The 10,768-nt window shown below is 60.1% G+C and carries 11 protein-coding genes; all 11 read left to right on the forward strand.

Features of this window, described 5'->3' with window-relative positions:
• Position 1 precedes the first annotated feature (1 nt).
• Positions 2 to 970, forward strand: a complete 969-nt coding sequence (gene cpaB / locus E4K64_RS09785) for a Flp pilus assembly protein CpaB (protein WP_135163304.1) — start codon at positions 2 to 4, stop codon at positions 968 to 970.
• Entirely contained in the window at positions 970 to 2,166 is a 1,197-nt protein-coding gene (locus tag E4K64_RS09790) for a CpaE/TadZ family protein (RefSeq protein ID WP_135163305.1), read from the forward strand. Before cpaB ends, E4K64_RS09790 begins: the two co-directional genes overlap by 1 nt.
• Positions 2,163 to 3,539 (forward strand): TadA family conjugal transfer-associated ATPase, encoded by a 1,377-nt coding sequence (locus tag E4K64_RS09795; RefSeq protein WP_135163306.1) that lies wholly within the window; start codon positions 2,163 to 2,165, stop codon positions 3,537 to 3,539. The genes E4K64_RS09790 and E4K64_RS09795 overlap by 4 nt, the downstream gene beginning before the upstream one ends.
• Positions 3,539 to 4,468, forward strand: coding sequence for a type II secretion system F family protein (locus E4K64_RS09800; protein WP_135163307.1), 930 nt, complete (start codon positions 3,539 to 3,541; stop codon positions 4,466 to 4,468). The genes E4K64_RS09795 and E4K64_RS09800 overlap by 1 nt, the downstream gene beginning before the upstream one ends.
• Positions 4,465 to 5,373 (forward strand): type II secretion system F family protein, encoded by a 909-nt coding sequence (locus E4K64_RS09805; protein WP_135163308.1) that lies wholly within the window; start codon positions 4,465 to 4,467, stop codon positions 5,371 to 5,373. Before E4K64_RS09800 ends, E4K64_RS09805 begins: the two co-directional genes overlap by 4 nt.
• A 2-nt stretch (positions 5,374 to 5,375) precedes the next feature.
• Positions 5,376 to 6,023, forward strand: coding sequence for a methyltransferase family protein (locus E4K64_RS09810; RefSeq protein WP_135163309.1), 648 nt, complete (start codon positions 5,376 to 5,378; stop codon positions 6,021 to 6,023).
• A gap of 54 nt (positions 6,024 to 6,077) precedes the next feature.
• Positions 6,078 to 6,524 (forward strand): hypothetical protein, encoded by a 447-nt coding sequence (locus tag E4K64_RS09815; protein WP_135163310.1) that lies wholly within the window; start codon positions 6,078 to 6,080, stop codon positions 6,522 to 6,524.
• Positions 6,525 to 6,532: 8 nt separating this feature from the next.
• Positions 6,533 to 7,870, forward strand: a complete 1,338-nt coding sequence (locus tag E4K64_RS09820; RefSeq protein WP_135163311.1) for a TadG family pilus assembly protein — start codon at positions 6,533 to 6,535, stop codon at positions 7,868 to 7,870.
• Positions 7,867 to 8,286 (forward strand): TadE family protein, encoded by a 420-nt coding sequence (locus E4K64_RS09825; RefSeq protein ID WP_135163312.1) that lies wholly within the window; start codon positions 7,867 to 7,869, stop codon positions 8,284 to 8,286. Before E4K64_RS09820 ends, E4K64_RS09825 begins: the two co-directional genes overlap by 4 nt.
• A gap of 430 nt (positions 8,287 to 8,716) precedes the next feature.
• Complete coding sequence (locus E4K64_RS09830; protein WP_135163313.1) at positions 8,717 to 10,378, forward strand: type II and III secretion system protein family protein; 1,662 nt, start codon at positions 8,717 to 8,719, stop codon at positions 10,376 to 10,378.
• A 12-nt stretch (positions 10,379 to 10,390) separates the two neighbouring features.
• A partial coding sequence (locus E4K64_RS09835) for a hypothetical protein (protein WP_135163314.1) occupies positions 10,391 to 10,768 on the forward strand: 378 nt, incomplete at its 3' end.

The following is a 10,768-nucleotide window of genomic DNA, read 5'->3' on the forward strand; positions in this document are numbered from 1 at the left end:
GATGTCATCCGCGTTGCGTCTGTCGATCATCATGGTGCTTTTGCTCGCAACCACTGCGTTCGGGCTGATCGCCTATAACATGAACCTGCCGAAGGCGGAGCCTCCGGCACCGGTACAGGTCACCGAGGCGGCGCCGGCACCAGCAAGTGCGCCGGCAACCGCGGGGTACTTTGTTGCGACACATCCATTGCCGAAGGGGACTTTGGTCCGCGAGGAGGATTTCAAGGTGCGGTCGGTGCCGCCGGAGCACGTTCCACAGGGGGCCATTCTGGAAACACCGGAGTCCAAGGCCGGACTTCCCGGTTCGCTAATTCGCAAGTTCGTCGAAGCGGGCAGTCCAGTCACATTGCAGGACATCCTGCGCCCGCGGGATCGGGGTTTCCTCGCAAGTGTGCTCGCACCGGACAGCCGTGCCATCAGCATCAAGGTCGACGAGGAGTCGGGCGTCTCGGGGCTCATCAGGCCGGGCGATCATGTCGACGTCGTACTGACTCAGGTCTTCGAGAAGGCCGATCCGGTGAAGCGCGCCCTGAGCGAAGCCATTCTGCGCAATGTTCGGGTCATCGCAATTGACCAGGAGATCGTGCAGGGCGCTCGACCCGTCGGCGGCATGGCAGGCAAGCAAACGCAAACCGTGTCACTTGAGCTTACGCAGGAGCAGGTCAAGCGGGTCACGGTTGCAAAGCAGCTTGGAACGCTGTCGCTGGCCGTGCGCGCGGCAGTCGATCAGTGGGACAAGGCGGACACCGGCGCGATGTCCAGCTGCGATGTTTCGCCGGAGCTTGCCCGGCAGACTGCTATTGCGGCTCAGAGGACGGCGGTGATCGTTCATTCGGGCGGCGAGGTCAAGCAATACACTGTCAGGAGACAGGACGAAGGCGCTCTCGTCAGCTGCGAGGGAGCGCCGGAGGTTGTCCGCCAGGCCGCAACGGCCATGGGTTACGCAAACAGGTTGCCGGAGAAGCGTTGATGAACATTGCCATAGCCACTCCGCCCGAAGAAGCGACGTCGATCGTCGCGCGTAACCGCATCGTTTGCTTCGTCAATGACGAGCTCAGTGCCGCAGCCCTGCGCAAGGGCCTCGAAGGTAGCAACATCTCGATCAAACGTGGCACGATCCGGAATGCGATACGAATGCTCGAAACCGACACCGACCTTTTCGCGTTGGTGACGGACATCAGCGGCATCGATGATCCCTTCGCCGAACTGGAAAGGCTGGCCGGCGTCTGTCCGCCCGATGTCCGAGTGGCTCTGATCGGCGAGAGCAGGGAGATCACCTTCTATCGTGCGCTGATGGAACTCGGCCTGACCGAGTATTTGCCGAGGCCGATCACGCGGGACATGGTGCTGGACCAGCTGCGCCCGAAGCTGCTTGGCGAGATTGCGCCACGTTCGACCGACCGTGGCGGGCATGTGATCTCGATCTGTGGTGCGCAGGGCGGTGCCGGCGCGACGAGCATCGCGATCAATCTCGCCCTGCAGCTGGCCGAAACCACCAAGGCCAAGGTCGCACTGCTTGACCTGCATCTGCAAGGCGGCGAGACCGCGGTTATGTTGGGTGTTCAGCCGGGACCAGGGCTCCGCATCGCTTTGGAGAATCCGACGCGGGCGGACACGTTGTTCCTCGAACGTGCGGCGATTGAGGTCAACGAGCGCGTTTGCCTGATCTCGGCGGATGAGGAGTTGGATGCGCAGCTCGACATCACTGAAGCAGGCGTGAGACACGTACTGGGTCTGCTGCGCCAACGTTTCAATTATATCGTTGTCGATGTCCCGGTGCCGTTTCCGGCATCCATCCACCCGGTGATTGCGCTTTCCCGTCACGTGCTGGTGTTGCTGGAAGCTGAAGTGACCGGACTGCGCAATGCGCATGCAGTGCGCGCTGCGGTGACCAATATCGCTGGCAAGGATCGGGTGTTTACTTTGCTCAACCGTGCTGATCGTCCCGGCGGCCTCCCCCGGGCCGCCGTTGTCAAGGCGTTGGGTGCGGAGCCAGACATGGTGGTGCCGGATCTCGGCAAAGGCATGACCCAGGCGGTCAATCTCGGCATTCCAGCGCTGAAGCACGTATCAGGACTGCGACGTCACCTCGCCCCCATCGTACGGGAGATCACGGGGCTCGGCGCCGAGCGGAAGGGATGGCTGAGGAGGCTGCTCGGACGATGAAGACCTTCGGTAGGCGCGACGACGATACGCCAACTCATTCGTCGGCATTGACGCCATTGCTTGCGTCGGCGCCGAGCCCGCCTGTAGCGGCGCCCAGGCACGAACCTCCGCCCCAGCGGCCTCTGATGCCAACCTCGCTCCGCGAGCGGGTTATCGAGCAGATTGAGCCATCAGTGGCTGCAACTGTTTCGCGCGATGTCCTGAGGCGGCAGATCGAGCAAATCATCCATGGAATCGCCAACGAAGAACGGCTCGAGCTGTCAGCTCGCGAACAGGTTCAGCTTGCGGACGAGATTGCGGACGACATGACGGGCTACGGGCCGTTGCGGCCGCTTCTGCTCGATCAATCGATCAACGATATCATGATCAACGGACCGAGTAACATTTATGTCGAACGAGCCGGCAAGTTGGAACGGGTCGCGGTGCGATTCCGCGACAATGACCACATCGCATCGGTGGCGCAGAAAATCGCCGCGCAAGTTGGGCGGCGCGTTGACGAGTCCAGTCCGATGGTGGATTGCCGCCTGCCTGACGGCAGCCGGGTCAACATCATTTTTCCGCCGCTGTCGATCCATGGCCCATGCATCTCGATCCGAAAATTTCCAAGCCGCCGTTTGGACATCGCCGGGATGATCGAAAACGGCTCAATGACCGCAGCCATCGGACACTTGCTTGAGATTGCCTCTCGGTCTCGCCTCAATGTTCTGGTCTCCGGCGGCACCGGGTCTGGCAAGACGACGCTGCTCAACGCCATGAGTCAATTCATCGATCACAGCGAACGCGTCGTCACCATCGAGGACGCGGCGGAGTTGCAGCTCCAGCAGCCGCACGTGATCAGCCTGGAGACCCGGCCTTCCAGCCTCGAAGGCACGGGGCAGGTGACACAGCGCGATCTCCTGTGGAATGCGCTGCGCATGCGTCCCGACCGGATCGTTGTGGGTGAGGTGCGTGGAGCTGAGGCATTTGACATGCTGCAAGCAATGAATACCGGCCATGATGGTTCGATCTCCACGGTGCACGCGAATAGTACCCGAGACGCCCTGACTCGTATCGAAAATATGGTGCAGATGGGGCAGGTCAATCTACCGACGCGCGCCATTCGAACTCAGATCGTCGCTGCGCTGGATCTCATTGTGCAGGTCGAAAGGATGCGGGACGGACAGCGTCGGATCGTTCAGATCAGCGAGGTGGTCGGCCTGGAAGGGGACGTGATTACGACCAATGACATCGCAGCCTTCGAGTATCACGAGGAGGATGTGCATGGGCGCATATCGGGCTCCTACAGGTGCAGCCTTGCAACCCCGAAGTTCAAGAGCCGTCTTGTCTATTACGGGCTGGATGGAGCTTGGGCTGAGGCGATGAGGCAGGTGTGATGCCGGAGTCTCTGATTGTCACCGTTCTGGTGCTCGCGATGTGCGCAGCAGCCATTTCGCTGTGGCTCGACGCTCGCGAAAGACGCATCGATCGCCGGCTGTCGGTTGCGCTGCCGGCCTCACATCCAGCTAATCTGCCATCCATTCGCCGGTTGGAGACCGGGGCCGGATCCCTGTTTCTCCATCGCCTGGTCAATTACAATTGCGAGATCCCTTACATTTGGCATCCGGCCTATGTGCTGCTTGCCGGTGTCGTTGCCGCAGCAGCAACTCTCTACGCGAATTACCTGCTCGGGTATTCCATTCTCTACGGGGGTATTGGCGCCGCAATCGCAGCCATCATCGTGGCGCGCCGCCTGTTTGGATGGCAGCAACGTCGCGTCGCGCTTCAGCTTTTTCGACAGCTGCCCGATGCGATCCAGCTGGTGACCAGTACCGTTCGATCGGGTCTGCCCGTGCACGAAGCATTCCGCGCCCTCGCGCGCGACATGCCGCAACCAACGGCTGGCCAGTTTGCGATCGTATGCAGCGAGGTGAATCTGGGGAGGCCACCAGAGCAAGCGGTCGAAGCTGTCTATCGGCGAACGCAAGTGGCGGAATATGCGATGTTTGCGGTGACACTTGCAGTCCAGTTGAAGTCAGGTGGCAGCTTGGCTGAAACCTTACAGAACCTGGGAGACACGGTCAGGCAGCGTGTTGCGCTGGCTGGTCGCGCCAAGGCGCTCGCAGGCGAGGTGATCTTTTCCTCACGAGCGCTGACGATATCCCCGTTTGTTGGAGGCGGAGTATTATACGCGGCCAATCCGCAAACCGTTGATCTGTTGTTCACGGATCCGGTTGGAAACAAGCTGCTGGCTTACGCAGTGGGCTCAGTGCTTCTTGGGGCGCTGGTGATAAGCTGGATGGTCAGAAGGGAAACAGAGCTGTGACTGTTGGCTTAGGTCTGGTAGCCCTCGCACTAGCAGCTGGCAGTGCGACCTGCGTCTTGATTATCCAGGAATTGCACCTTCGTGCACTGGACACGCGGGTATCGAACGCCGTGATGGGCATCCCTTACCAGTCGACCCCGTTCCAGGACGTGACCGGTTGGTTTTCATGGCTCGGCATGCGGTATCGGCGCTTCTACGCCGAGGAGAATCTGGATCAACTACGCGCCATCCTTCAATCATCAGGTTTCAATCATCGGCGGGCGTTGCCGACCTGGATCGGCGTCAAAGCCGTGAGCACGTTCCTATGCCCAATCATCGCCGCGGGTGTCGCCCTGCTTCTTGGAAAGGCGCTGACGGATGTGCTGGTCTTCACACTCATGGGCGTGATGATCGGGATTTTGGGGCCGCGATTGATACTAACTGTGATGAAGCGGCGGTTTGATGCTGCGATTCGGGTCGGCACGCCGGATATGATCGATTTACTGGTTGTGTGCAGCGAAGCGGGAATGGGTCTGGAGAGCGGGCTCGCACGGGTAGCGCAGGAAATGAGCCAGACCAATCCCTCTGTCGCGCGGGTCTTGCAAGGTCTTATTGACGATCTCCGGATATTGCCAAGCCGCAGCGAGGCATTCGAGAAATTAGGGGCTACATCGGATGGGCTTCGCCGCTTCGGCACCATGGTCGCTCAAAGCCTGCAATACGGAACGCCCGTGGGCCAGGCTCTGCGGAGTATCGCTGTCGACCTCCGGCGAGAACGTATTACCAAGCTTGAAGAAAGAGCACACAAGCTGGGCGCCAAGCTGACCATTCCGATGGTGTTGTTCCTGCTTCCAGCCATGTTCGTCATTTTGGGAGGAAGTCCCATTCTGCACCTGGTGCGTTCGTTTGCAAGCTTCGGTAAGTAGCCATGAGCACGGTTACCCTGTCGAAAACCTCCTCGTACGATCGAACGATGCAACTGTTCGGCGGCATGTGGTTCATGTTGCTGGCACTCGGCGTCGCCTTCAGGATTGGATCATCTGGTAGTGATCCTTGGCCGTCGCTCCTGTCGAGTTTTTGCCTGGCTGTCTTTTACGTGCTCTTGGGGCTGTTGGTCATCACGCGTCCGCCGGCGAAGGCGCGAGCGGATGGCCTTCTCCCAAGGCTGGCGGCGTTCGTCGGCACTTATATGCCATGGACGATCGCCTTCTTCGGCAAAACCGACCAAGCGTTGCCGAACCTGGCGTCCACCGCGTGCGTGTTGATCGGCATGATCATGATGCTGGTCACCATTCGACATCTTGGTAGGTCGTTCAGTCTAGTGCCGCAGGCGCGCAACGTGGTGCAAACGGGTCCGTATCGGTGGATCAAGCACCCGCTCTATCTTGCGGAAGAAATCGCGGTGCTGGGCGTGGTGCTGAGAAATCCGACGCCGCTGACAGCGGTCTTGCTCGTGTTGCATATCGGCATCCAGATTTGCCGAATTTACTATGAAGAGGACCTGCTTCGGCGCAACTGCCCCGAGTATTCCGCTTACGAAGCGTCGCGCTGGAGATTGATCCCTCATGTTTGGTGAGTGCTGTTGACCCGGTCGACGACCGGGGCGGTGAATATCGGTCGAGGTGGGCTCATGAGCCGCAAACAATCTTTCATCGCGGATCAACGCGGCGCTGTCGCGCTTGAGACCATGATCGTTTACATTTTCTTGGTGTCCTTCCTGCTTGTGCCGCTCGCCGACGTCGCTGCCGCGAGCTTCCAATTCATCTCCGCGTGGTCGGCGTTGCGCTCCTTCGGGCAGTACGTCCAGTACTACAATCCGCTCGCCCCCGACGGTACAGTGACCTGGAGGGCAGGGCTCCAGACAATGGTTGCTGGCCATGCGATCAGCAATCTCCAAGTCAAGTGCGGTGACGGGGGCGCTACCTGCTCGCCGAGCAATCTTGAGTCTCCGAAGTACATTACGTTTTCGACAACCATCACTTTGGCTCCGATTGGGGCGCGTGTGCCTTTTTGGAGGTCGGTGCTATGTCCCACTACTTGTACGTACACGCTGGCTTACTCAGAGCGCTTCCAGTAGGTGCTTCCATGCGCAATCTGCTCCGTTCTCGACGAGGCTCTGTCGCATTCGCGACGGTCATCGCGCTCGTGCCACTCATCGGAGTTGTCGCGCTCGGGGCCGAGGCAGGATCTTGGTACGTCACCCACAAGCATGCACAGAACGCCGCCGACTCGGCGGCCTTCTCGGGCGCCTTGCGACTTTCATGCACGATGGCTGGCGCGGCCTGCGATACACAGTCGGTGGATTATCGTGGGAAGGAATTTGCGGCACAGAACGGGTTTTGCAATTCGAGTCCACAGGACAGCACGCAGTATCCCGACACCCAGTGTCCGCCCGCCCTTCCAACCAGAGTCTCGCGAGCCGTGCAGATCGATATCGGCACCTACAATGCAGGCGCGTTCACAACGCCACCAACAGGCACTGGCAACGCCGTGCGCGCCAGGGTCAGTCAGCAACAACCGGCCTACCTGGCGGCAGTGCTGGGCTTGACCACCGTCAACATCCCCGCCCAAGCGATTGCAATGGTCCAGCAGCCGAACAAGGCCTGCGTCCTGGCGCTTGGACCTGACCCTGGCGCACTCAAGCTTGCTGGTAACCTCAGCAACAACGGAACTGGCTGCGCTCTGATGTCGGATACCAGTGTTCAACTTGCCAGCACGCCAACGTTCACAGGCTCGGGGTGGGCAGTTTATGGTGTGAGTGGCTGCACCCCCTCAGGCAACTGCAGCAATGTTGGCGTGCCGTACAACTATTTCATGACGTATGCTAGCAATCCGCTCAGCAAGCTGGACACCGCATCGTTCAACAGCAGGACGGGCAATACAAACATGCCATGCACCCTTCAGGCGGATGGGTGGAAGCATTGCGCGCCGAATAGCGCGGGGACTGGAGCTTACGGTAGTTTCACGATCCAGAACGGGGACAAGTACGTTTTGGACCCAGGAACATACTTCTTCTACAAAGCAAACATAAAGATGACCGGAGGAGAGCTGAAGGGCACGGGCGTAACCCTCGTATTGCTCGGAGATTCGCAGCTCTCCATCAACGGGGGTACAGTCGACCTCTCCGCGCCTGTGACCAACACGTTCTCTTCTGATCTGAATGGCGTCCTGATTGATGATCAGGCTCCGACCAAGACCAGCAACAAGGTTACCATCAACGGTGGTGGTCAAGTTAGTCTGGGCGGGGCTCTGTACTTCCCCAAGGTCGACGTTAACTGGGCCGGAACGACTGCCAGTGCCAATACGACCTGTGCGCAGGTGATCGCCAAAACACTCGACATGAGTGGCGGCGCCTATTTGAGCACGCAAGGGTGTGCTCCGTCGACCATCATCTACACCCAAATGGTCGCATTGGTGCAATGATGAGAAAGCTCGACAATCGCGGTGTCGCGCCGTTTGAGTTTATCATGGTGTCCGTGGCGCTCTTCACATTGATGTTCGTCATCTTCGATCTTGGGCGCTATGCCATCACGATGCAATCCTTGCGGACGCTCGCGAGTGCTGGCGCCCGTGCGGTCATGATTACCTGCTATACGCCTGCCTTGCTTCAAAGCCCGCCGCAGTCGCCGGCCGGCTGCACCGGGGATCCCCTGTCCACCACCGCCAAGCAGAACGCGGCCCCCTTTCTGTTTTTCGGAGGTCTCACGCCAACGCTGACCGTAGGGGCCAACAGCAACAGCTTGAGTGTTACGGCTTCCCAGGCGAACTTTACGATGCTGATGCCCATCTGGGGCCCAGCTCTCAATGCGCCGAGCGCCTCGAACCAGATTCCCTTCTAGTGCGAATATGACAGCATGACTGACGCGTTTCGCCCGGGAACCAGTTGCTCGAGTTTGGCCACACGTGCGGGTGTGGAATTGCACCAGAGTGATTTGCACTCGACCAGCGAATCTCGCGTGCGACCGAATGTCCTTCGATAGCAAAGCGGCGACGCGCGCCACGGCGGTCGTGCCGCGGGATAGTTCCCCAGCTATTGGGAATGATGCGGGCTGGCAACATTGAGGAGTTTTCTTTCTGCTTGCGGTTGTGCGGTAAGTATTCGTCTTGCAAGCAGCCTGCATGAGGGACGATGATCTTGGAAACACGAAGTAACGAATTGTAGTGGGTCAGATAGTAAGCTCTGCGACGTGGTGCGCAGAGGGGACATGGTGAGGGCGTCGAGCAGGTAGATTTGCGGGGATCTCCGTGGATCGCAGTGGGGGAACTCGGATGAGTGGCGATCGCGTTTCGGGTAACAAGGTCGGGAGGCTTCTCGCCTTCGGCGTGATGGGTCTCGGCGCGGCGCTCGCCTCGTATGGGTTCACGGACCGCGCTGCGGCCGCGGACCGGCGGGGTTCCTCCGGCGGCGTCTTCGTCAGCGAAATGAACGACGTCCAGCGGGTCAAGCTCGTCGTCAACAAGTCACGCACCTTCAAGGTCGACACTCCCTTTGCAACGATCGTGGCGGGATCGTCTGACATCGTCGACGTGAAGTCGTTGAGCGATCACCTCATTTACGTGCAGGGCAAGCAGACCGGTACAACAAACGTCATACTATTTGACTCATCGATGAAGCAGATCGGGATCCTCGACGTCGAGGTCGTGATCGATACCGGCAATCTGCAGCAGAACATCCGGACCAGCACCGGCGGGCAGGGTATCCGCGTGTCGGCTTCCGAGGGGCAGGTGGTGCTCAGCGGGGTCGCCGCCGACGCAGTTACGGCCGAGCGGGCCATGGCGATCGCGACCAGCACGGTCGCGAAAGGGGGCGTCGTCGTCAACGCGATGAGCGTCGCGGCGCCGCAACAGGTGATGCTCGAGGTGCGCTTTCTCGAGGTCAACCGAGAAGCCGGCCGCAACCTGGGCGTAAATCTTTATGCGGCCAATGCCAATGGGACCAATGTTGGGAATACGGGGCTTGGTGGTGCGACCAGCGCAACGGGCCGACGCCCGATCGGTGGTATTAATACGGTCCAAAACCCTGTAGGGAATACTGGCGGTACGCCTGTTGGCGCCTCTCCTACGGGAAGTCTTCCGATACTCGGAACTCTGGGAACGCTCGCCGGTACAGCAGGAGGCATTGCGCCGGCCCCGTTCGGAAGCCTGTTGACCAGCATTATCAGGACCAGCAGCGGCGGCTCGGTGGACCTATTGATCTCGGCGCTGGAAACCAAGGGATTGGCACGCCGGCTGGCGGAGCCAAATCTGACCACGCTGTCCGGCGATGCCGCCCGCTTCCTCGCCGGCGGTGAATTTCCGGTGCCGATACCGACCCAGACGCAGAACGGCTTTCCCACCATCACAATTGACTACAAGAAGTTCGGTGTTGAGCTCGCCTTCGTCCCCACAGTGCTCTCACGCGGTGTGATCAATCTTCGGGTCGAGCCCTCGGTCAGCGAACTCGATTTCGCCAACGCGGTGACGATCCAGGGGACGACCGTTCCTGCGCTGACCCGCCGCGACGCGCGAACCACGGTTGAGTTGCGCGATGGCCAGAGCTTTGCCATCGCCGGCCTGTTGCAGACCCGCAATCGCCAGGACGTCTCGCAGTTGCCTTGGATCGGCTCGGTGCCGGTGATTGGAAGCCTATTCAGCAGCAAGTCGTACCAGCAGGAGGAAACCGATCTCGTCATCATCGTGACGCCGCGCCTGGTCGCGCCGGCGGCACCCGGTCAGCAATTGGCGTCGCCACTCGACTCCCGCCTGCCGGCCAACGACGTCGATTTCTTCCTCAATGGTCAGATGGAAGTCCGCAAGCGGTACCATGACTACGTCAATTCCGGAGGCGAGGTGAAGGGACCGTATGGCCACATCATCGCGCCTGAAGTCCGGGCCCCCGTCGTTGTCCCGGCCGCGAGTGCCGATCAGACGGTCGTCAAAACTCTAAACTAGAGGAAGCGCGAGATGACGATCAGGTATTCGGTTCTGTTTGCGCCCATCCTTCTCGGGGGATGTTACGGCGTCGCCGGTCATGACGAGGTGGACCGCTACTTTCAGCGTTCCAACAGCATCACGATGACCGCCGGCGATGCCAAGCAGGTCAACGCCGTGACCCATACAATCCATCCATGGCCGCGATACGTCGGCGATCGCCGGATCGCATACGACGCGCGGCGCGTGGGTGCCGCCGTCACGCGCTACGGCAGCACGCAACCGCCGGTGGATCAGCTTCCCGACATAGGCGATCCGACGAAACTCATGGGCCAGCGGCCTCCGGCAACGCAGAACGTCAACGTAACTGGATTGGGGGCGGGAGCATCGGCGGGAATATCGGTGCCGGTC

The sequence above is a fragment of the Bradyrhizobium frederickii genome, assembly GCF_004570865.1.
GTDB classification, from domain to species: Bacteria; Pseudomonadota; Alphaproteobacteria; order Rhizobiales; family Xanthobacteraceae; genus Bradyrhizobium; species Bradyrhizobium frederickii.

Excerpts from the sequence above, each read along its gene's own strand:
- cpaB (WP_135163304.1), top strand. The coding sequence starts at position 2 with ATGTCATCCGCGTTGCGTCTGTCGATCATCATGGTGCTTTTGCTCGCA.
- E4K64_RS09790 (WP_135163305.1), top strand. The coding sequence starts at position 970 with ATGAACATTGCCATAGCCACTCCGCCCGAAGAAGCGACGTCGATCGTC.
- E4K64_RS09795 (WP_135163306.1), top strand. The coding sequence starts at position 2,163 with ATGAAGACCTTCGGTAGGCGCGACGACGATACGCCAACTCATTCGTCG.
- E4K64_RS09800 (WP_135163307.1), top strand. The coding sequence starts at position 3,539 with ATGCCGGAGTCTCTGATTGTCACCGTTCTGGTGCTCGCGATGTGCGCA.
- E4K64_RS09810 (WP_135163309.1), top strand. The coding sequence starts at position 5,376 with ATGAGCACGGTTACCCTGTCGAAAACCTCCTCGTACGATCGAACGATG.
- E4K64_RS09815 (WP_135163310.1), top strand. The coding sequence starts at position 6,078 with ATGAGCCGCAAACAATCTTTCATCGCGGATCAACGCGGCGCTGTCGCG.
- E4K64_RS09820 (WP_135163311.1), top strand. The coding sequence starts at position 6,533 with ATGCGCAATCTGCTCCGTTCTCGACGAGGCTCTGTCGCATTCGCGACG.
- E4K64_RS09825 (WP_135163312.1), top strand. The coding sequence starts at position 7,867 with ATGATGAGAAAGCTCGACAATCGCGGTGTCGCGCCGTTTGAGTTTATC.
- E4K64_RS09830 (WP_135163313.1), top strand. The coding sequence starts at position 8,717 with ATGAGTGGCGATCGCGTTTCGGGTAACAAGGTCGGGAGGCTTCTCGCC.